Origin of the sequence: Psychrobacter sp. CCUG 69069, assembly GCF_021023115.1 — a bacterium.
GTDB lineage: Bacteria > Pseudomonadota > Gammaproteobacteria > Pseudomonadales > Moraxellaceae > Psychrobacter > Psychrobacter namhaensis.
On record NZ_QQAI01000014.1, the window covers coordinates 35366 to 56477 of the forward strand.

Below are 21112 nucleotides of genomic sequence, written 5' to 3' on the forward strand. Positions count from 1 at the left end.
TAATCAAGCTGTTTTGCTGTGGTTACCGTGTTCAACCTTATAATATGGCCTATAAAGGTTGCTTTATTTTTAACGCAATAATTTATTTTATCACCGAAATAGCTTAGAATAGCAACAATTAGCAAAATTAGGCACAGCCAAAGTGGCTTGATATTGTATATTTTCTAAGCCACAAACCCAGTGTGGGATAATCCCATTTCATTCACCTGGAGGAAGTATTAATGAGCCAAGCCGAAGGCGTTAATGTACAACGCCGTAGAGTTCTTATTGCCTCAACTGCCGCGATTGGTGCAGCTGGGGTAGCTGCTGTGGCAACCCCTTTTGTCCGTTCTTGGTACCCAAGCGCTAAAGCTGAGGCTGCAGGGGCTGCAGTAACCCAAGATATTGGTGCTATCGAAGCCGGACAGATGATTGTTGTCAAATACCGCGGTAAACCCATTTATGTGGTTAAACGTACCGATGATATGCTGGACACTCTTGATGCAGTTAGGCCGCTACTGTCTGATCCTGATTCTAGTGCCTCAGTGCAACCTGAATACTGTACCAATCCTACGCGCTCTTTAGAACCAACCGTGTTGGTGGTCGAAGGCGTGTGTACACATTTGGGCTGCGCACCAAACTACCGTCCTGATGTTGGCGCAGCTGATCTAGGTGGTAATGACTGGTATGGCGGGTTTTTCTGCCCATGTCACGGTTCTAAGTATGACTTAGCAGGTCGTGTTTATAGTGGCGTTCCTGCACCGCTTAACTTACCTATTCCACAATATAGCATGGATGGTACCATCTTAACGGTTGGGGAGGCTTAATATGAGTATGGGTAAAAAGTTAATGCATTGGGTGGACGCACGTTTCCCAGCGACCGAAACCTATGAATACCACATGTCAAAGTACTATGCACCAAAGAACTTTAACTTTTGGTACTTCTTTGGCGTATTGTCAATGATTGTATTGGTCAACCAGTTGGTGACCGGTATATGGCTGACGATGATGTACAACCCAAGTGCCGAAGGGGCATTTGCGTCTGTTGAATATATCATGCGTGACGTAAAAGGTGGCTGGCTCATCCGTTATATGCACTCGACTGGCGCATCTGCGTTCTTCGTCGTGGTGTATCTACACATGTTTAGAGCACTGCTGTACGGTTCATACCAAAAACCTCGTGAGCTAATTTGGCTCATCGGTATGGGTATCTACCTAGCACTTATGGCTGAAGGTTTCTTTGGTTATCTACTTCCTTGGGGCAACATGTCATTTTGGGGTGCACAGGTTATTCTTAACCTTCCTGCTGCTCTACCCGTAATCGGTGACGGCCTTGCTGAGTGGGTACGTGGTGACTATATCATCTCAGGTATTACCCTAAACCGCTTCTTTGCGCTGCACGTTGTTGCGATTCCATTAGTCCTTGTGGGCTTGGTATTTATGCACATTGTGGCGTTGCATCATGTGGGTTCAAACAACCCAGATGGTATCGACATCAAGAAGCTAAAAGACAAAAATGGTGTGCCATTAGATGGTATTGAATTCCATCCGTACTATACTGTGCATGACATGGTTGGTATCGTCGTATTCTTTATCTGCTTCTTTGCAGTGGTGTTCTTCTTCCCCGAAGGCGGCGGCTTCTTCCTTGAGCCACCAAACTTTGAGACAGCGAACTCACTAAAAACACCAGCGCATATTGCCCCAGTATGGTACTACACGCCATTCTATGCCATCTTACGTGCGGTTCCTGATAAGCTTGGTGGTGTTATCGCGATGGGCGCAGCCATTGCTGTGTTGTTCTTGATTCCATGGCTTGATAGATCGCCTGTCCGCTCTATTCGCTACAAAGGCATCTTGTCTAAGATCGCGCTGACTGTCTTTGCTATTAGCTTTGTTGTGTTGGGATACTTGGGTGCGACACCTGCCACACCAACTGCCACTATCATGGCACGTGTATTTACCATTCTATATTTCTTGTTCTTCTTACTGATGCCGTTCTACACTGCCATCGAGAAGTGTAAACAGCCACCAGAACGCGTTACCGGAGGTCACTAATGAACACGCTAATTAAATCCCTAGCTGGTCTAGGCTTAGGCGCGGCATTAACGTTGACTGCTGGGACTGCACTGGCAGCTGGCGGTGGCGGATGTGGTACGTTCACTAATGCTGAGGGCGTAGAAGAACATTTGGCTTGTAGTACTGCTCCTATTGATTTTACCAATAAGGGCTCACTACAAAACGGCGCAAAAATCTTTATGAACTACTGTGCGGGTTGTCACTCAGCACAGTACGTTCGTCATTCGCGCATTGCCAAAGATTTGGACATACCGCCTGAATTGGTTGAAAAATATCTGATGGTCACCACCGATCAAATCGGTGACCATATCACAGCTGAGATTGATCCTGATGTCCAAGCCGCTTGGTTTGGCGCGGCACCGCCAGATTTGTCACTTGAAACAAGACTACGCGGTGATGACTGGGTATACACCTACCTACTGTCGTTTTATGAAGACCCAAGCCGTCCTTGGGGCTCTAACAACTTGGTGCTAGCAAATGCTGCCATGCCTCATGTCTTGCATAACATGCAAGAAGAATTGAGTGCAGAAGAGTTTGAGTCTGAAGTGGGTGACTTGGTCAACTTTATGGCATGGATGGCAGAGCCTGCGCGTCATGACCGTCAAGTAATCGGTTTCTTTGTGATCTTATTCTTATTAGTACTGCTGATTCCAGTGTACTTATTGAACAAAGAATTCTGGAAAGATGTCAAATAACGACGTGTTTAGAACGTAAAATAGCCATACAATATTAAGCACTACTTCGGTAGTGCTTTTTTTGTGCTTTGACATCAAAGCAAGTGCTAAAAACCAGACAAATAAGGTCCTCACAAGCAATGTTTACGTACGTTACCTTGATAAACAAGGCGACTTTGTTTACGATGACAGTCTTCACTATTACCATTAGGCTTTCATGATTGATGCGAATGACATTCCAAGTAGTCAGCTAATTTTATACGCTGATGATGGCTACGACAGTCATGTGGTGCGCCTGTTACTTGAAGAAAAAAAGCTCGCTTACTATTTGTCACGCTTACACTCTGAGCGTCCTGAAGATTTGACTGAGCTAAACCCTTATCACACGCTACCTGTGTTACAGCAGCGTGAAATTGCGCTCTATGAAATCAACGTGATTTTTGAGTATCTTGAGGAGCGCTACCACACAAATAAGTTACTGCCCGATACCCCGCAAGAGCGGGCGCAGTTTCGACAGTTGGCTTGGCGCATTCAGCACGATTGGCTAGCCCTTGGTAAGCGTCTACTCATGCATCCAGACAGCTTTAATAAAAGCCAAGCAGCAGTCGCTAAAAAGCAGCTGAGCGACTCTTTGATTACCTTATCGCCCCTATTTGCTCACAAGCCTTACTTTATGGCTGACGAATTTGGCTGGTGTGACGTGCTATTAGCGCCCCTCTTATGGCGGTTAGAAGAAATGGGCATCGAATTACCGCGCGCGATTAGTCGCCCACTGTTTGACTATCAAACACGTGTCTTTGAGCGTGCAAGCTTCCAAAAAAGCGTGCGTTAATTAGACAAGTATGACTCGCTGCCTTAAAATAGATACAAATAAATAGAGGGCAAATGTCACCCCTTTACCCTGATCGTTCGGTAGACTGCTGAACAAATATCTTTTAATCATTAAAAACCATTCGTATAGGAAAGCATCAGATGAGCGAAACCACGTCTATTACCCCAACCCGCCCTTATATGGTACGCGCGTTATATCAATGGATAGAAGACAATGCGCTCACGCCATATCTGATGGTTGATGCCACTGCTGAGAATGTCCAGATTCCAACGGAACACGTACAAGATGGACGCATCGTTCTCAATATTGCCAGTCGTGCAACGGGCAACATGAGTATGGAAAACGACTATATACATTTTAGTGCCCGCTTTGGTGGGGTCTCACAAGAGATTTGGGTACCACTCACTGCGGTGATGGGTATCTACGCCAAAGAAAACTCACAAGGGATGTTCTTTGATCCAAAAGAGTATGATCACTATCAGCCTGAAGACGATTCGATCACGGCTCCTAAGAAAACCAATACGACGTCTAAACCTAAGCGCGATAATAAAGCGGGTTTAAAAGTGTTAAAATAAAAATTGAGTCGTAAAAAAAGCCAGTCATATCACATGTATGACTGGCTTTTTTACTGTTGTTTTAGCTGAACTGGACTGTCAAAACTGTTACTAAGTTCTAGGTAGTGTCACGCCGCGTTGACCTTGGTATTTACCGCCGCGATCTTTATAGCTAGTTTCACACACATCATCCGCATCACTTTGGAAAAACAGCATTTGCGCCACCCCTTCACCAGCATAAATACGCGCTGGCAGATTGGTGGTATTACTAAACTCTAAAGTAACGTGCCCTTCCCATTCAGGCTCAAGCGGTGTGACGTTGACAATGATACCGCAGCGCGCATAAGTGGACTTGCCAAGGCAGATGGTCAATACATCACGTGGAATACGGAAATACTCCATCGTACGTGCTAATGCAAATGAGTTTGGTGGAATAATACACTCATCACCGACGATATCGATAAAACTTTTTTCATCGAAGTTTTTAGGATCAACGACGACTGAATGCACATTGGTAAAAACTTTAAATTCAGGTGCGCAGCGTACGTCATAACCATAGCTTGAGGTACCATAGCTCACCAAACGCTCGCCTGCATCATTAAAACGTACTTGACCCGGCTCATATGGCTCAATCATGCCGTGCTCTTCAGCCATTTTACGAATCCAGCGGTCAGATTTGATAGACATTTTTGTTCCTTAGCAAATATTGAATAGCGACGATTATACGGAATTGATGGCTTAATTTATAGTGGAGCGTCCACTTTAAATCAAAGCGGCTATTTAAGTGCTTACTACTGTGAGTAAGCCATCTTTGATGAATCACCATTTGGCAAAATGGTCTTCCGCCAGCCCAATCACTTTATCAAGCGTAATCACTTTTTCTCCTAGATGTATCTCACCACTATAAAACCCAATCCACTGCTCAAAAATACTGGCAACCACGCCGAAGTTATCGGTCTTTTTATAGGCCCTGATGGGCGTAAAGGTTAAGTCAATATGTACCGTGCTCCAACCCAAGTTTTGATGATATATCCGCCAAGGTTTTGGGGCACTAGTCTCTGTCGTTTGGGCCGACGCAGCTTGCTGGCCTACTGATGGTTCACACTCGTCACGAACAAACATAACAGGCGGTAAGTAGGATATCTGCCCATCAAGCCAACAGGCATTTTCACTCGCGCCCGTCTCATTTACCCCCATCGCTAGGTTCAGTACAAAATGTCGACCATCAGCCAAATAATGATTGATACATGCCCAAAACCAATTGGTCTCGTGGCGCATATAACCAAGCGTCCAATCTAGGTTGGCGACACTACTAGCCGTAAAATCTATATGCTGGGCTTGCGCCTCAACAGCAAATTTTGAATGCGCTTTAATGAATAAGTGGCCAGACATCGCTGTCAGTGGCTCCTTTTGCGTGAAAGTCCAGCCGCGCCTGCCAGTTGGTGTACATACAACTAAAGGCTGCGCTTGTCGCACAAGCGTGGCCTTTACGCCAATACAGTGACTGTCTAATAAAACGCTGACTTGCGAAGGTGTAAAACTCAACGTCATCGACAGTTTGGCATGAGTAAATGCCATTCGCCCTTGATAACAATCCCCTTCTAGCTGTGTCTGGAGAGTCAACGGCTGTAGCGCTTCACACACCTCTAGTTGCTCAGCATCCTCGTTATAAATATAGACAAAAGCACTGGTCGCAAGCTTAATAGTCGCAAGCGCTAAGCAGATTCGATAAGGGGGTTCGATAATCTGGATAAAACAAAACTGATTGGCTTTTAACGCTTTACGCCAAGTGGGTAGCGACTTTTGTGAGATAAGATGGCTGTGATAATCGAGATAATTGATGTTTTTAACGTGGGAGAAAACGCCAAAAACCGGTTGGCCGTTTTGGATAAGTTGCTCGAGCACAGCGGGTTTACTGTCCTTCGCGGTTTGCTCACTGTAGTGTTGGTTCATCATTGCGGCATCCTAGCCAAATTTTCCTAAACGCACTATCTGTCCTTGACAGTACACGGTGGTAAGTACTACTTTTCTTCTCGTCTGTATAGCGGGTGTCTATGGGAACGCTTTGCAAATACTATCTTTAATAACCAGACAAAGTCATAGCACTCTTTTTAGATAAGCATCTTAGTATAAAAGCATCCCCTATAAACAGTTTTCTCAACTATCAAAAAATGCGTTTATCATCGACAGGCTTAGCGAATTTATCAATGTTGGTTTCGATATTTTTAGCAATGTCCAAATAATAAGTGGCAAACTCATCATCAGCCAATACGCTTGGCTCCCCTTTATCTACTTGCGCACGTATACCGCTTGCTAACGGCAGTTGCCCTAATAACGGCACATGATATTGCTCAGCGATGCGCTCCCCGCCGCCCGTGCCAAAAATCGCTTCGGTATGATTGCAGTTGCTACAAGTATGCAGCGCCATATTTTCAACTACACCAAGCACCGGAATATTGGTTTTATTAAACATCTCGATACCTTTTTGCGCATCGAGTAACGCCACATGCTGCGGTGTTGTGACAATGACGGCTCCAGTGACGGGAATTCGCTGTGCTAAGGTCAGTTGAATATCACCTGTCCCTGGTGGCATATCAATGACCAAATAGTCTAGCTGCGGCCAGTTGGTTTGATTATACAGTTGCATCAAGGCGCCCGTCGCTTTAGGACCGCGCCACGCAACCGGCGTGTTATCGCCATCGAGCAGGCTACCAATCGACAACATCGCCATGCCATGAGCATTCACAGGAACAAACTGCTCATTTTCTAGCTCAGGCTTGACGTTGTCTACGCCTAGCATTGTCGGCATACTCGGCCCATAAATGTCGGCATCCAATACGCCAACACGGTTGCCAAGCTTTTGTAACGCCAACGCAATATTGACTGTCGTGGTTGACTTACCAACGCCGCCTTTGCCGGACGCCACCACGATGATATGACGAATACGGGGATGCGCTGCTAATGATGCTTGTGTCGGTGCGGCTTTGGTGATTGGCGGCTCGGCATTGGTATCATTAGAATGATTATCAGCGCCTGATGATGGTTTAGGCTGAGCTTCCATGGCATTAGTCGTTTTGGGCATTGGCTTTGGTAAGGTTGAGCCGGCGCCTTTCTCTGGGGCAGGTAAACGCACATTCATATGGATGGTTTTGATACCGTGCGGATGCAGAAGCTGACCAAGCTCTTGTTGAATGGTTTCAGGATTGCTACCTTGTGGCAAGCGCAAATCTAGCGTCAGCTGGTCTCCATCCCGCTCAAGGCCAGTGACCATGGTTGCGATACTGAGGGTACCTACTTCATAGCCAAGCAGCACCTTATCGACCGCACTGTCACGTTCAGCCCGCTGTTGCGGCGTTTCAGACGCTGAATTGGGTTTTTTCTTCATAAAGTTAAACATAGCTACCGTTACTACCTATATAAGTGGATTGGTATGGTAAGGCGAATCGATCAATACCGTAGCAGATAAGGTCAATAATATAGCCGATAAGCCTTTTGTCCAAACCTTTTATCGTGACAGTGTAGCTCAATTACAGGCATAAAAAAACCACAACGCCAGTAGAATTGAGCGTGTGGTTTTGTACTCCTCATAGCCGCTTAGTGATCACCTTTTAATTCATAAACCAACCATGACTGGCAACGATAGACTGGCCGGTAAAGACATTACTTGGGAACGCGGCTAAAAATAAGGCCAATTTTCCTGACAAATCCTGTTGTAATTGGGTCGCCATGTACGTTCCTTAACCGTGATCTAAAGTGAGGGTTTAATCATTTAAAAAATAGTGGAGCCAGTCGATAAATAAGCCACTAAAATAGTGCGGCTACTGTATAAAATGATTAAGATTTTGGGCGTATAAAAATTAGCGAGCAATGCTGACTGGTGTTTTATCTTGCAGCTCATCAAAACTAACGCCATCCGCCAGCTCAACCAACGTCAACCCATTATCCGTCACATCTAATACCGCAAGCTCAGTGATAATACGATCGACCACCCCTTTACCTGTCAATGGCAGCTCACAATTGGCAAGGATTTTTGGGTCACCGTGTTTATTGACTTGCTCCATCAGTACAATGACGCGCTGTACGCCAGCGACCAAATCCATAGCACCGCCCATGCCTTTGACCATTTTTTTCGGAATCATCCAATTGGCAAGATCGCCGTTTTCTGAGACTTCCATTGCGCCTAGTATCGCAAGGTTGACATGTCCACCGCGAATCATCGCAAACGATTCTGAGCTACTAAAATAACTGGCACCCGCCTCTGCTGTTACGGTTTGTTTACCTGCATTAATCAAGTCAGCATCGACGTTTTCTGCGGTTGGAAACTCGCCAATACCTAGCAAGCCGTTCTCTGACTGTAACCAAACATCCACGCCTTCAGGAATATAATTGGCCACAAGCGTTGGTAGACCAATCCCTAAATTGACATAATAGCCGTCTTGTAGCTCTTTTGCGGCACGCTGTGCCATTTGTTCTCTTGTCCATGCCATGTTGATTTCCTTATTTTTTACGATATTCTATTTTTATTCACTTACATAGTCAGTTATTTAAACAATTAGCTATCTAAATTATCATCCATCCAAAAACTGACCGTTAATTTTAAATACACTTAAGCTTCTACAACGCTCTGATTTAAGCACCTTCTACCGTTTTAGTGGTGGTTTTTTCGATGCGTTTTTCAGGGTTGCTGTTTAACACAATACGTTGTACAAAAATACCGGGCAGATGCACCTCATCAGGATCAAGGGTGCCCGTCTCTACGATTTCCTCTACTTCAACGATGGTGATTTTGCCAGACATCGCGCAGTCTGGATTGAAGTTACGCGCGGTTTTATTGAACATCAAATTACCGGCTTTATCGGCCTTTTGCGCTTTAATAAGTGCCACATCCGCACGCAATGAATGCTCAAGCACATAAGTGCGACCATCAAAATCACGTGTCTCTTTGCCTTCAGCGACGAGGGTGCCCACGCCAGTTGCGGTATAAAACGCTGGAATACCAGCACCGCCTGAACGAAGTTTTTCGGCCAAGGTGCCTTGCGGTGTCAGCTCAACGTCTAGCTCGCCTGCCAAGTATTGACGCTCAAACTCCTTGTTCTCCCCCACATAAGAGGAGATCATTTTTTTGATTTGGCGCGTTTGTAGTAATAATCCTAAACCGAACCCATCGACACCCGCGTTGTTACTGATACAGGTCAAGCCCTTAACCCCACTATCACGCAGCGCTTCGATCAGTGCTTCTGGAATACCGCACAGACCAAAACCGCCAATAGCGAGCGTTAGGCCATCACTAACGACATCTTTTAACGCCGCTTCCGCGCTGTTATATACTTTTGAGCGACTCATGCTTATCTCCTTGCAAGTCTATTTTTTTTATTCAAGTTTATTAATCATCATTGATCTTTACTTTTTTAAGACGCTGATACTAGCTACTATTAGCTGTCTAAGTTATTGCTGACTGCTACATTACCCACTAACACATGGTTTTTAGACATTATACCAATACACTACCTATCGATATATCATATATAAGATACTTATGCTAACTTAGCATATTATTCTAGCAGCGACTAGAGAATAACATTAAGAACACACGAGCCAGCGCAGTGATACAGCACATGTGAAGTCAGGATCTACCTCAGTTTATACTTAACAAAACACATTCAACCGTTCTGCTGCATTGACGTATGACCATATGCCCTAATTACTCGCTGCTTTAGTTTGCCAAGGAGGGTTCTCGCGTTAACGCATAAGCAGTCGTACTTAAACTTAGCAATGGTCACGATGGTGATCCCCCTGATCGCTGTGGTCGCCGTTATTATCTTAGGGACGATGTTTGGTTCATTCTAAGGCCTATTGAAATTATCATTCGTTTTTCATTATCGAAGCGGCCTAAGCAAATAAAGGTCCCACTGAGCGAGTAGCTTGGTGGGTTTTTTATGTCTGATCTACCACCATCAAATGTGGTGCAGGCCTATTGTTTATGGTGAAAAGATGCCTGACAAACGAGAAGTAATTACTAAGGAATATCACAAATTTAGTCGAATTACGGTATCATAGGCACACTTTTTAAATTTTTATTATTTTTAGAAGTTTTTAATATTGATAATATCGCGTTTGCTGGCTATAAATCGCTTGAGACGTTAGATAACCAACCCGTTTATATAAAAATATAGGTGATAAAAGTGCGTGAGATTCTAGTAACCAGTGCGCTGCCCTACGCCAATGGCTATATCCATTTGGGGCATCTTGTAGAATACATTCAGACAGACATTTGGGTACGCGCGATGAAAGCGCAAGGTCATCAGGTCACTTATGTCTGCGCGGATGATGCACACGGTACGGCAATCATGCTCAAAGCAGAAGCCAATGGCGTGACGCCAGAGGCGCAAATTGCCTCAGTGAAAGCCTCTCACGAAGCAGATTTTTCGAAGTTTTTGATTAACTTTGATAACTATCACACCACTCACTCAGAAGAAAACAAACAATTCTCTGAAATGATTTATCGTCGTCTAAATAATGCAGGGCACATTAGTACAAAAGACGTCGAGCAGCTTTTTGACCCTGAAAAGCAGTTATTTTTGGCCGACCGTTTTGTCAAAGGCACTTGCCCTGAATGTGAATCGCCAGACCAGTACGGTGATAATTGCGAAGTTTGCGGTACCACTTATGATGCAACAGATCTAAAAGACCCACATTCAACGTTATCTGATGCCACACCTGTCCTCAAAACCTCTAAGCATTATTTCTTTGACTTGCCAGAGTTTGAGCAATTCTTAAAAGATTGGACGCGCAGTGACAATCGCTTGCAAGTGTCGGTCGCCAACAAACTACAAGAGTGGTTTGATGCTGGACTTGCCAGCTGGGATATCTCACGCGATGCGCCCTACTTTGGCTTCCAGATTCCAGACACCCCAAGCGATGAGCCAGATAAATACTTTTACGTGTGGCTTGATGCCCCAGTTGGCTACATGGCAAGCTTTAAAAACCTGTGCGATAAGCGCGAAGGGACAGAGCAAGCGCTTGATTTTGACCGTTATTGGATGCAAGAAAACGAGCACAAAACCGAGGTTTATCACTTCATTGGTAAAGATATCGTTTATTTCCACGCTTTATTTTGGCCAGCCATGCTTGCGGGTAGTGAATTCCGCACGCCAACGGGTGTCTTTGCCCACGGCTTCTTGATGGTCAACGGCGAAAAAATGAGTAAATCACGCGGCACTTTTATCAAGGCTGAAACTTACGCTGAGCATTTGCATCCTGAATATTTGCGTTATTACTTTGCCAGCAAGTTGTCTGACAAAGTTGAAGACATCAACCTTGATTTAGAAGACTTCATGCAAAAGGTTAACTCTGATTTGGTCGGTAAAGTGGTCAATATCGCCAGTCGTAGTGCTGGTTTCTTAGTGAAAAAATATGACGGTATGCTCTCGGATGTTTGCGTAGAGTCTGAGCTGTTAGAAGATATTACCAAAACGGGCGATGAGATTGCTGCCGCTTATGAAAACCGTGAATTCTCACGTGCCATGCGCTTAATCATGCAGTGCGCGGACAAAGCCAACGAGTATATCGACGCTAAAAAACCGTGGTCATTGGCTAAACAGGAAGGCACTGAGCAAGAAGTCCAAGACGTCTGCTCGGTGGCGATTAACATCTTCCGTCAGTTGATGGTCTATCTTGCACCTGTACTGCCTGAACTGACGGCCAATGCCAAAGCATTCTTAAACATTGATGACTTAAGCTTTGCCAGCCGTAATGAATGGCTGCTTGGACATAAAATCAATAAGTTCAAACCACTGATGCAGCGTATCGAAGAAAAAGATGTCGCGGCCATGGTTGAAGACTCAAAAGCCTCGTTAACGCAAACAGAGACGCCCGTACCTAGCGAAGGCAACAAACCAGACGCAAAAAACACATCGCCAGCAGCAGATGCCGAGCAAACTGACTACATTGGTATCGAAGACTTTGCCAAAGTTGAGATGAAAGTGGCACACGTTTTAGCATGCAACCATGTCGAAGGCGCTGATAAGCTATTACAGCTTACCCTAGATGTCGGCGAAGACAAACCGCGTAATGTGTTTAGCGGTATTCGTAAATTTTATGAGCCTGAGCAACTGGTCGACAAGAAAGTCATTTGCGTCACCAATCTTGCGCCGCGCAAAATGAAGTTTGGTGTTTCAGAAGGGATGGTACTATCGACTGGTAATCCAAAAACAGGACTAACGGTCGTAACCCTACCTGATGATTGTGTGGTTGGTGATACGTTGGCCTAACCTTATGAGGTTGGGGTCAATACTGTCATGATAGGATGATTATTCAGTAGACTCTAGACACGAATAAAACTATCGCCATAAAAAAACGGTCTAAACAGACCGTTTTTTTGTGCTTGATTTATAAAATGAGTAAAACTCAAGCCTTACCCTTATCTACTCAAAATATCAATGATCTGCAACGTGTCATTAATCACGGTCACAATGTTATTTTCTGGCGTACGAATACGAACGTAGCGGTCATCATAACGATCTAAAACGACTGACCGATCATAGATATCTCTATCGAGATTGCCGACTACTCTATAGCCGTATTTATCAAGATCACGCTTAAATGAGGCGTTAGGGCTAGCATTGCGATAAGCGTTGATGTTCGGATGGGCATTGCCCCTATGGTTATTACCGACATAAACGGATTGGTTTTTGGCATTTCCATGACCGTTGCCATTATGCCCATGATGGTCTTTTGCCATAGCAGGCAAACCAGTCAACGAGGCGGCCGTAATACCAGCAATGGTTAATAACTTAAAATTAGCAGTGTTCATGATGTCATCCTTAGTATATTCGGTTATGAAAGATTAGCTAAATACCAGAGTCTATCGAACATTCATCAAATCAGCATTCGATGAATTTTGGACTCTCTTTAACGTGACTTTTTAATGTTACTTTCTTATGAAAATTAGTTTATGTTCATTATAAAGTGGCTACGTAATGAATGCGTTGCTGGCTTGTACGCTTTTGAATGACAGTTTTATTAGATATAAACACGCCTTAAGCGGAATTTTTTGTGATCAAAACCCGTGAAACCTTCTCCAATAAAACCCTCAGCACATACCTTAATGCACCCTATGACGAATACGCTTTAATTTTTTATTGCGATAAGTTACATTACTGTCATAATATGACCATAATGATCGATGGAACGATTACTTTATTGTTAGCCTGCTATCTTGGCATCAACATAGCATTGACTCGGCTAATCTGCACTTTCCAATATCATTCTTAAGAACCAACGTTAACGAAAACGAGCGTAAGCCTTACAATAATTAGGCTGAGCAAGTAATAACGTGCGCTTGGTTTTGAGACGGATATAACCTATGAGTTAACCTGATAATGACTATTGCTTCTACCTTACGCTTGAGCCTATACGGTGCTGCTATCAGCGCCACCCTTGGATTAATTGGCTGTTCAAATACCACAGACACCGCTGCCACGACTGATGAAAATACAGCTGCCGATATTGATAAGCCTGCCAAAACATTGGCCATCACGCAAATCGTCGAACATCCTTCATTAGATGAGATGCGTCGCGGCATTATTGATGAGCTGGCTGATAAAGGCTATGTTGAAGGTCAAAACCTAACCGTCAATTTCCAAAGCGCCCAAGGCAACACAGCGACAGCGGGTCAGATTGCAAAACAGTTTGCCGGTGACAACCCAGATGCTATCGTCGCAATCTCGACGCCATCTGCGCAGTCTGTTGTCGCATCAACCAAGACGGTACCCGTTATTTATACCGCCATCTCAGATCCGGTAGCAGCGAAGCTTATCGATGAAAACGACGTGCCTATCCAATCCAATGTGACAGGTTTGTCTAGTGAATTACCAATCGAGCCACAGTTAGACAACATTCAAAAAATTGCGCCCAATGCCAAGACCATTGGTTACGTCTATAGCCCCGGTGAGGTCAACTCGGTTGTGGTGCTCAATCAACTTAAGAAAGCCGCACCCGCCCGTGGCCTAAAAATACTAGACGTCACCGCCAATCGCCCCACTGACGTTGCTATGGCGACTCGTAGCCTTGCAGGACGCGCCGATGTTATTTATACCTCGTTAGACAATAATGTGGTATCAGCATTTGAAGCGATGGCCGGTGCCGCAAACGAGCTTGATATTCCGATCATCGCCTCAGATGAATTTAGTGTCAGACGCGGTGCCACTGCTGCACTTGGTGTCAACGATTATGACTTTGGTCGTACCACAGGCAAAATGGTTTATCGGGTGTTAAGTGGCGAGGCGGTCAACACGATTAAACCTGAAGTGATGAATACCCTCACCTTATACGCAAGCCCAAAACACGCGGCTGAACAAGGGGTGAGCTTGTCAGATGACCTGTTAAAAAATGCCATCAATGTCGACAAACAAGCACAGAGTGCGGATAAATAGCTCTAACAAGTAGTACTGACAAACAGTACTAACACAAAATATTTGGCCATCTATATGGCGCGCTTTACCTTTTATCCATCTATTAAATAATGTACGGACACATTATTGTTTTCAGGAGTGAGACCCATGTTGTATCAAAATCTTTTTGGTCGTTTCAATTTTAGTAAGGCGCTATTGTTAGGCGGCGTTTGTACCGCCCTCTTGACAGGTTGTAACCAGTCAGCACAAGATGCGAGTACCACGGATAGTGCAACTGGCGATGCCGCAACTGATATGAAGACCGTTGCCATCACCGCTATCGTTGAACATCCAGCGCTTGATGATGTACGCAAAGGTGTCATCGATGAGTTAAATGAGGCCGGCTTTAAAGATGGTGAAAACTTAAAGGTTAACTTCCAAAGTGCACAGGGTAACACGGCCACTGCTGGCCAGATTGCCAAACAATTCGTTGCCGATGCACCCGATGTTATCGTCGCTATTGCAACCCCATCGGCCCAGTCTGTCGCCGCTTCTACTAGCAGTATTCCGTTGGTATTCTCAGCCGTCACCGATCCAGTCGCAGCCAAGCTAGTACCTAAACTAGATGGTTCTGGTACCAATGTAACGGGAGCATCAGACGCACTACCCTATGAGCCACAAATCGAATTGATGCGTCAAATCATTCCAGATTTAAAGAACGTCGGTTATGTCTATAGTCCAGGTGAAGTAAACTCAACCATCACTTTACAAAACCTCAAAGAGAAACTGACGCCACTAGGTATCAATGTGCATGAGGCACCTGCGCAGCGTAGTAATGATATCGCAATGGCAGCACGTAGCCTTGAAGGTAAAGTCGATATGATCTACACCTCGACCGATAACAATGTGGTCTCCGCTTATGAGTCGCTATATCAAATTGCTAAAGAAAGTAAGATTCCACTCATTGCCTCAGATACCAGCTCAGTTGAGCGTGGTGCAATTGCAGCATTGGGAGTAAACTACTACGATCTTGGCCGCGAAACTGGCAAAATCGTTGTGCGTATCTTAAACGGTGAAAAAGCAGGCGCTATCCCTGTCTATACCCCGCAGAATCTCGATTTATATGTCAGCCCAACACACGCTAAAGAACAAGGCATTACTTTGTCACAAGCGGTTATCGATAAAGCAAAAGAAGTGGTAGAATAACGCACTTTTATAGTTGTCTTATCATAGCAGTCACCCGATAAACGACTGTTTTGACCAATTTATCATTATTCGTCATTTAGCTTTTCGCTATGAGACCCAGTGTTTAACATAAGAAACCCAGCTATGAATCAGTAGGCTGGGCTTCTTATTTAAGCGAGAGTTATTTACTACTTTACGGTGGCTCATTTCTGATAAGACACTTGCTAAGTATAAAGTATTGACGCATTTCTAGATTGACAAATTTTTGAATCGAAGCTTTGAACCAAGGTGGCTTATGATCGTTGTTCATCGTGACATGTTTTGGTTTACCCTAACCGCAGATTGCTTAATCTGTTAAATTCACCGCTTAGCCGTTTAGCTAACATTGACTGACAAACCATAGGTAAAACAGCGGTGGTAGGTACCGCTCACTTACGCTATGACTAGACAGTTATTTACTAAACGCTTGGTTATGACTTACTGATCTCTTATGTCCTTAATTGCTTTTTTTGGTGCGCTTGAAAGTGGTCTGATTTATGGCCTAGTCGCACTTGGTGTGCTGATCTCATTTCGCACTCTCGACTTTCCCGACTTAACCGCTGATGGTAGTTTTCCATTAGGCGGCGCAGTCGCTGGTATTTCTATCATTGCTGGTATCAACCCATGGTTGGCATGTGCCTTTGGTATGCTAGCAGGGGCAGTCGCCGGTATCGTTACTGCATGGCTACACGTCAAACTTGGTATTTTGCAACTCCTTGCCAGTATTTTGGTGATGGTAGCGTTGTATTCTGTCAACTTACGCATCATGGGTGCGCCAAACTTGCCATTGCTGGGTGAAACGACGGTCTTTAGTACCTTGGTAACCGATGGCAACGGCTATTGGATGCGCTGTCTTATCATTGGTACGGTCGTGCTACTTGCCATGTTGTTTTTAGACTGGTTTTATAGTACCGAAACGGGCTTATCCATGCGTGCTACCGGCTCAAACTTAAGAATGGCACAGGCACAAGGTATCCATACCTCATGGATGACCATCGTCGGTATGGCTGTTTCGAACGGTTTGATTGCGCTAGCGGGTGCGCTGTTTGTCCAGACTCAAGGCGGCGCTGATATTTCGATCGGTATCGGTACGATTGTCATTGGTCTGGCAGCCGTCATCATCGGTGAGACCATTATTCCTGCCAAGCGAATTTGGCTGATTACCTTTGCCGTGGTCGTGGGTGCCGTGTTATACAAGCTATTCATTCAGGTGGCTCTGTCAAGCGATACGCTACGCAGTATTGGCTTTGGCCCGCAAGATTTGAACTTGATTACCGCCTTGCTAGTGGTATTAGCGTTGGTATTACCTAAAGCCAAAAACGAGATTTTGAGCCGCAAATTACGATCTCAACGTTAACGAACAACAACGTCGTAAACAGCGACTGTGCTCACCAAGCTTGAGGCAAACATAAGGAATAATTATTATGATGCAAGCCACAGATTTACGGTTGACCTTTAATCCTGGCACACCCATTGAAAACCCTGCCCTACGCGGTATCGATCTGAACATTGCGGATGGTGAGTTTGTGACTGTCATCGGTACCAATGGTGCTGGTAAGTCGACTTTTTTAAATGCGGTCAGTGGTACCACGCGTGTCGACAGTGGCTCAATCTTGTTAAATGGTATTGATGTCACCAAAAAAAGCGCCCATCAGCGCGCCCATTGGGTGGCGCGTGTGTTCCAAGATCCAATGGCGGGCACGTGTGAGGCGCTCACTATCGAAGAAAACATGGCCCTGGCCTATAAACGCGGCAGCAAGCGTGGTTTAAGCTTTGCCCTAAACCAGAATAACCGTGACTTATTTCGAGAAAAGTTGTCTGTCCTAAAGTTAGGACTAGAAAATCGTCTGACTGACCGTATGGGATTATTATCCGGTGGACAGCGTCAAGCGGTTAGTTTGCTGATGGCATCATTGCAACCCTCCAAGATTTTATTGCTTGATGAACACACTGCGGCGCTTGACCCTAAAACAGCCGCTTTTGTTTTAGAGTTAACCGATAAGATTGTCACGGACAATGGGCTTACCACCATGATGGTCACACACTCGATGCAGCAGGCTTTGGCACATGGCACGCGTACCGTTATGCTACATCAAGGCCAAGTCGTACTAGACGTGGCTGGTGAGGCTCGTCGCGGTATGACCGTGCATGATTTGCTCGACATGTTTGAGCAAACTCGCGGTGAAAAAGTTGAAGATGACAGCTTGATTTTGAGCTAGCTCATGTAAACTCACTGCCTTAAAATGAAAACAGAGAGTGCAAAACGCCTGTCTAATAACAGGCGTTTTTTATTGTCAGGCAAAATGGTTAAGCATCAATTTTTTACTAACTGTTAAGACTCAAGCATAACTAATTTTTGAATCAACTCACTGACATGCTGTGATTGCATTTTTTTCATGACTTGTGAGCGATGCACTTCTACCGTGCGGACTGATATATCTAAATGATCAGCGATATTCTTATTCAGATTACCCCCTAACAATTCATTGGCTACCAGCTTTTCTTTATCAGTCAGCTGCATGTATAGATGGCGAATCTCGTAACGCTTAGCACGTTTAATAGTTAGCTGTTGAGCATATGCTATGGCCTCTTGTAAGCGGCTGCTCTTGATAGGCTTCTCTAGATAATCGGCTGCCCCTTGTTTAAGCATATTGACTGCATCAGCAATCTCGCCATTACCGGTTAACGCAATGAGCGCCATAGGGCTACCGCACTTGTCAAGATTTGCTTGTAAGGATTGACCACTCATCTCAGGCATCATCAAGTCACTGACAATCACTGCGGGTCTATGAATATCTACTTGCTGCAAGAACACCGTGGCACTCGACCATACTCGAGTCGGCATTCCCAAACTACTAATTAGAAAGTCACACGAGGTACGAACGCTTTCTTCATCATCGATGATATGAATTATTAACTGCTCAGGGAGTATTTCCGGTACTTTATTAGATACGTTGTCAGAATGTGTGCTTGCTACTTGATCAGAGGTCATACACTACCTTATTGGCTATATCAGTTGGATCTCAAAAAGCAAGGTGCCTCATTTCAGATACTTGTGACTCATGCCACTATCAGCATCTCTATCCGTTACAGGTAAAGGCAAATAAAAAGATACTTGTGCACCTATGAAGTTTAAAGGCTGGTGGGCAGTACTGGTCTGCGTCAGTTGGATTTTACCATTTAGGATACGTTTGAAACGCTGCAGATGTTTGCCATCTATCGCATGAATTTTATCAAGTTCATCACCTACGTTCACATTATTCAGCTGCATCACACCGCCAAGCGACTTGCATAATCGCTGACATATCATTAGTCCCAACCCTAGTCCATCTGCTTTCGTTGATTGGGTAGCGTACTGACTGGGCAGGATTTCTGGTAGGTGCCGCGCCTTAAGCTGGGCTTGGTCAAAGCCGCCAGCATCATCGCTTAGATGCAATACCAACCATTGCTTATCATTATACTCCTCTGCCTGACAGCGTAGCAGGACATTGGTCGCCCCTTGCTGCGCGGCATTAGTTACGCTATTTATCAGTAACTGATCTAGCAATAAATTTGGCAAAGTTAAGTGCTGATAATCACTTGCTAGCCAAAAGTGAGTACCTACTGCTTGCTCACCCAATAGCAAGATACATTGTTGGTACGTTGCTGCGATATCGACTTTGACTTCACTGGCTTGCGACTGGCCCGCCCAGCTTCGGATATTAGCTACTACAGCGGCGACTCGCTCGGTCTCATTAACGATTTGCTGCAACGCATTGTCTGTCAGTGCATTATCATTTGGCACTATATCATCAGCCTTTTTAGGCGAGTTTGCTTGCTGACTACGTATCAACAGCCCTTGCGCATAATTCTGTATGGTCGCTAGTGGCTGATTAATCTCATGGGCGATTGAGCCACTCATTTCGCCGATGACAGCAAAGCGCTCTGTTTGACGCAACTGCTGTTCATAACCTCGGATCAGACTATTTTGTTTCAGTATCTTTTGACGCTGCCGCCATGCCAGCCAGCTCATCCAGCCATAATTAATCGCCGATATCACGATAATAAAAATGATCATACCCATCCACAATCGATGCGACTTTATCCAATCTACGATGTGTGCTCCAAGCGGCTTTTGCGCTGGATGCTGATTCATCTCATATAGTATGCGTTCAGCATCAGTACTAGACTCTGGTGGTAGCCAGCGTTGCCTTAAACTGTTTTTATCATTGACTGGTCGTACTACACCAAAAATACTCTGATTGATTTGCCGTATTAAATTGGCAGGTGCTTGCTCTGTCGCTGCTAACGTCCAATTTGGATATATTCCCGTTGAAGACTGACAACTTGATACTGTCGCGACTGGATGAATCAACCGGTACTGCCTTTCATTAATTTTACCCTGCCGCGCCATCTCTTCCATTAAACAAAGCGGCGCGATTGCAGCGTCTACTTTTCCGCTAGCCAAGGTATGCAAAGTATTCTCAATCGGATAACCGACAAACTGTACTCGATAACGATTGGGTGCTAGGCCGTTTTTCTGTAATAAATGCGCTCCTAATAAATAACCACCAAATGCATCGGCATCAACCGCAGCAACACTACGTTGCTGTAAATCTTGCAGCCGATAAATATCGCTGTCAGCGGCAACCCATAGTGCACTAGCGACTTCTTCCATCGCACTAGGCTGTTTTAGTGATACACGCTCATTTAATTTATTAAATTCATTGGCGAGAATGACAGTGGTAGAAAGCTGATTCTCATATTTGCGCGCATCAAAACTTTGAGCATTGTCATTCGCGGGAGCAATTAAGTCCGATTGGGCAGTATCTGCTTGGAGGGTAGCCAACCAGCGCCATCTCGTGGTATTCATTTTTATAAACTGTACTTGAGGACCAAGCACCAAAGCAAACTGTTGGGCACCAATTTGCTGTTGCCAATTTTCCAGCGCTAAGGGTACCAATATCACGGTGTCATCTGACAACTGATTATTGAGCTCATCGAGCCATGGCTGCCAGCGATTTTGCGCGGCAGTCTCACCTTGAGGTGCCAACACACCTAAATAGTAAGTTTGTGCGTTTGCCTTGGACAAGATTGACCAAGCAAGAAGCGCTGCAAAAATAACGCGAAAAGCGTTTAAGGTCACCAAGCTTTTAAGCCTTCTATGCATAAATTTCGCTTTCCGTTTGTCCGCCCAAACTTGCATTATAAATGAAAACCTTATTTATAATGTGGTTTTCCACAATATCACAATGTTACCCGCTACCCTATACTAGATGACAGTCGTGTAACTTTTAATTCGCGAAGCTTAAATCACAAATATTTGTTTTTCATCTGGATGACTAACACTCCTCATGAAATATGGGTGATGGATTATAAGCTTGGTAAAAATATCTTATGGAG

The 21112-nt window shown here is 44.7% G+C and carries 18 protein-coding genes; 10 read left to right on the forward strand and 8 right to left on the reverse strand.

The genetic code is table 11. From position 1 onward, the window contains the following. Nucleotides 1–221: 221 nt before the first annotated feature. From petA to DVY93_RS09685, 5 genes are all read left to right on the forward strand, one after another. Complete coding sequence (gene petA, locus DVY93_RS09665; protein ID WP_198334134.1) at nt 222–806, forward strand: ubiquinol-cytochrome c reductase iron-sulfur subunit; 585 nt, start codon at nt 222–224, stop codon at nt 804–806. A 22-nt stretch (nt 807–828) separates the two neighbouring features. Beyond that, a complete protein-coding gene (locus tag DVY93_RS09670) occupies nt 829–2034 on the forward strand; it encodes a cytochrome b (protein WP_193006695.1) in 1206 nt (401 codons plus the stop codon). After that, complete coding sequence (locus tag DVY93_RS09675) at nt 2034–2750, forward strand: cytochrome c1 (protein ID WP_193006661.1); 717 nt, start codon at nt 2034–2036, stop codon at nt 2748–2750. The genes DVY93_RS09670 and DVY93_RS09675 overlap by 1 nt, the downstream gene beginning before the upstream one ends. A gap of 196 nt (nt 2751–2946) precedes the next feature. Further along, complete coding sequence (locus DVY93_RS09680) at nt 2947–3561, forward strand: glutathione S-transferase N-terminal domain-containing protein (RefSeq protein WP_193006660.1); 615 nt, start codon at nt 2947–2949, stop codon at nt 3559–3561. A gap of 140 nt (nt 3562–3701) precedes the next feature. After that, nucleotides 3702–4136, forward strand: a complete 435-nt coding sequence (locus DVY93_RS09685; protein ID WP_198334135.1) for a ClpXP protease specificity-enhancing factor — start codon at nt 3702–3704, stop codon at nt 4134–4136. 90 nt (nt 4137–4226) lie between these two features. On the opposite strand, the gene dcd is transcribed toward DVY93_RS09685, so the two are convergent. The 5 genes from dcd to DVY93_RS09710 form a co-directional block, all read right to left on the reverse strand. Then, on the reverse strand, nt 4227–4802 hold the full coding sequence (gene dcd, locus DVY93_RS09690; RefSeq protein ID WP_149489812.1) for a dCTP deaminase: 576 nt from the start codon (nt 4800–4802) through the stop codon (nt 4227–4229). Nucleotides 4803–4934: 132 nt separating this feature from the next. Then, complete coding sequence (locus DVY93_RS09695) at nt 4935–6071, reverse strand: DUF2804 domain-containing protein (protein ID WP_330165966.1); 1137 nt, start codon at nt 6069–6071, stop codon at nt 4935–4937. A gap of 208 nt (nt 6072–6279) precedes the next feature. Then, nucleotides 6280–7512 (reverse strand): iron-sulfur cluster carrier protein ApbC, encoded by a 1233-nt coding sequence (gene apbC / locus DVY93_RS09700; RefSeq protein ID WP_230710543.1) that lies wholly within the window; start codon nt 7510–7512, stop codon nt 6280–6282. A 460-nt stretch (nt 7513–7972) separates the two neighbouring features. Beyond that, on the reverse strand, nt 7973–8602 hold the full coding sequence (locus DVY93_RS09705) for a CoA transferase subunit B (RefSeq protein WP_198334138.1): 630 nt from the start codon (nt 8600–8602) through the stop codon (nt 7973–7975). A 142-nt stretch (nt 8603–8744) separates the two neighbouring features. Next, nucleotides 8745–9458: a CoA transferase subunit A gene (locus tag DVY93_RS09710; protein ID WP_193006656.1), complete on the reverse strand. Its 714-nt coding sequence runs from the start codon at nt 9456–9458 to the stop codon at nt 8745–8747. Between the two features lie 830 nt (nt 9459–10288). Between DVY93_RS09710 and metG the strand changes: the two genes are divergently transcribed. After that, complete coding sequence (gene metG / locus DVY93_RS09715; RefSeq protein WP_230710544.1) at nt 10289–12385, forward strand: methionine--tRNA ligase; 2097 nt, start codon at nt 10289–10291, stop codon at nt 12383–12385. Nucleotides 12386–12534: 149 nt separating this feature from the next. Here the strand turns inward: metG and DVY93_RS09720 are convergent, their stop codons facing one another. Further along, the gene (locus DVY93_RS09720; protein WP_230710546.1) at nt 12535–12927 is read right to left on the reverse strand and encodes a hypothetical protein; all 393 of its coding nucleotides are present in this window, start codon (nt 12925–12927) and stop codon (nt 12535–12537) included. A 568-nt stretch (nt 12928–13495) separates the two neighbouring features. Between DVY93_RS09720 and DVY93_RS09725 the strand changes: the two genes are divergently transcribed. The 4 genes from DVY93_RS09725 (at nt 13496) to DVY93_RS09740 (ending at nt 17949) form a co-directional block, all read left to right on the forward strand. Continuing rightward, the gene (locus DVY93_RS09725; protein ID WP_230710548.1) at nt 13496–14548 is read left to right on the forward strand and encodes an ABC transporter substrate-binding protein; all 1053 of its coding nucleotides are present in this window, start codon (nt 13496–13498) and stop codon (nt 14546–14548) included. 126 nt (nt 14549–14674) lie between these two features. Next, a complete protein-coding gene (locus tag DVY93_RS09730) occupies nt 14675–15712 on the forward strand; it encodes an ABC transporter substrate-binding protein (protein ID WP_230710549.1) in 1038 nt (345 codons plus the stop codon). A 469-nt stretch (nt 15713–16181) separates the two neighbouring features. After that, nucleotides 16182–17087 carry an ABC transporter permease gene (locus DVY93_RS09735; protein WP_193006651.1) on the forward strand — a complete coding sequence of 302 codons (906 nt, stop codon included), beginning with the start codon at nt 16182–16184 and terminating at the stop codon, nt 17085–17087. 67 nt (nt 17088–17154) lie between these two features. Further along, nucleotides 17155–17949 carry an ABC transporter ATP-binding protein gene (locus DVY93_RS09740; RefSeq protein ID WP_230710551.1) on the forward strand — a complete coding sequence of 265 codons (795 nt, stop codon included), beginning with the start codon at nt 17155–17157 and terminating at the stop codon, nt 17947–17949. Nucleotides 17950–18062: 113 nt separating this feature from the next. Here DVY93_RS09740 and DVY93_RS09745 read toward each other — a convergent pair whose 3' ends face one another. Continuing rightward, a complete protein-coding gene (locus tag DVY93_RS09745; protein WP_198334143.1) occupies nt 18063–18722 on the reverse strand; it encodes a response regulator transcription factor in 660 nt (219 codons plus the stop codon). Between the two features lie 48 nt (nt 18723–18770). Next, on the reverse strand, nt 18771–20879 hold the full coding sequence (locus DVY93_RS09750; RefSeq protein WP_230710553.1) for a PhnD/SsuA/transferrin family substrate-binding protein: 2109 nt from the start codon (nt 20877–20879) through the stop codon (nt 18771–18773). Nucleotides 20880–21112: the final 233 nt, after the last annotated feature.

What these genes read in the sequence shown, in the direction of transcription:
- DVY93_RS09740 (WP_230710551.1), top strand. Translation starts at nt 17,155, where the DNA reads ATGATGCAAGCCACAGATTTACGGTTGACCTTTAATCCTGGCACACCC.
- DVY93_RS09680 (WP_193006660.1), top strand. Translation starts at nt 2,947, where the DNA reads ATGATTGATGCGAATGACATTCCAAGTAGTCAGCTAATTTTATACGCT.
- DVY93_RS09730 (WP_230710549.1), top strand. Translation starts at nt 14,675, where the DNA reads ATGTTGTATCAAAATCTTTTTGGTCGTTTCAATTTTAGTAAGGCGCTA.
- DVY93_RS09705 (WP_198334138.1), bottom strand. Translation starts at nt 8,602, where the DNA reads ATGGCATGGACAAGAGAACAAATGGCACAGCGTGCCGCAAAAGAGCTA.
- apbC (WP_230710543.1), bottom strand. Translation starts at nt 7,512, where the DNA reads ATGTTTAACTTTATGAAGAAAAAACCCAATTCAGCGTCTGAAACGCCG.
- DVY93_RS09745 (WP_198334143.1), bottom strand. Translation starts at nt 18,722, where the DNA reads ATGACCTCTGATCAAGTAGCAAGCACACATTCTGACAACGTATCTAAT.
- DVY93_RS09695 (WP_330165966.1), bottom strand. Translation starts at nt 6,071, where the DNA reads ATGATGAACCAACACTACAGTGAGCAAACCGCGAAGGACAGTAAACCC.
- petA (WP_198334134.1), top strand. Translation starts at nt 222, where the DNA reads ATGAGCCAAGCCGAAGGCGTTAATGTACAACGCCGTAGAGTTCTTATT.
- DVY93_RS09685 (WP_198334135.1), top strand. Translation starts at nt 3,702, where the DNA reads ATGAGCGAAACCACGTCTATTACCCCAACCCGCCCTTATATGGTACGC.
- DVY93_RS09735 (WP_193006651.1), top strand. Translation starts at nt 16,182, where the DNA reads ATGTCCTTAATTGCTTTTTTTGGTGCGCTTGAAAGTGGTCTGATTTAT.
- DVY93_RS09710 (WP_193006656.1), bottom strand. Translation starts at nt 9,458, where the DNA reads ATGAGTCGCTCAAAAGTATATAACAGCGCGGAAGCGGCGTTAAAAGAT.
- dcd (WP_149489812.1), bottom strand. Translation starts at nt 4,802, where the DNA reads ATGTCTATCAAATCTGACCGCTGGATTCGTAAAATGGCTGAAGAGCAC.
- DVY93_RS09720 (WP_230710546.1), bottom strand. Translation starts at nt 12,927, where the DNA reads ATGAACACTGCTAATTTTAAGTTATTAACCATTGCTGGTATTACGGCC.
- DVY93_RS09725 (WP_230710548.1), top strand. Translation starts at nt 13,496, where the DNA reads ATGACTATTGCTTCTACCTTACGCTTGAGCCTATACGGTGCTGCTATC.
- DVY93_RS09750 (WP_230710553.1), bottom strand. Translation starts at nt 20,879, where the DNA reads ATGCATAGAAGGCTTAAAAGCTTGGTGACCTTAAACGCTTTTCGCGTT.
- DVY93_RS09675 (WP_193006661.1), top strand. Translation starts at nt 2,034, where the DNA reads ATGAACACGCTAATTAAATCCCTAGCTGGTCTAGGCTTAGGCGCGGCA.
- DVY93_RS09670 (WP_193006695.1), top strand. Translation starts at nt 829, where the DNA reads ATGCATTGGGTGGACGCACGTTTCCCAGCGACCGAAACCTATGAATAC.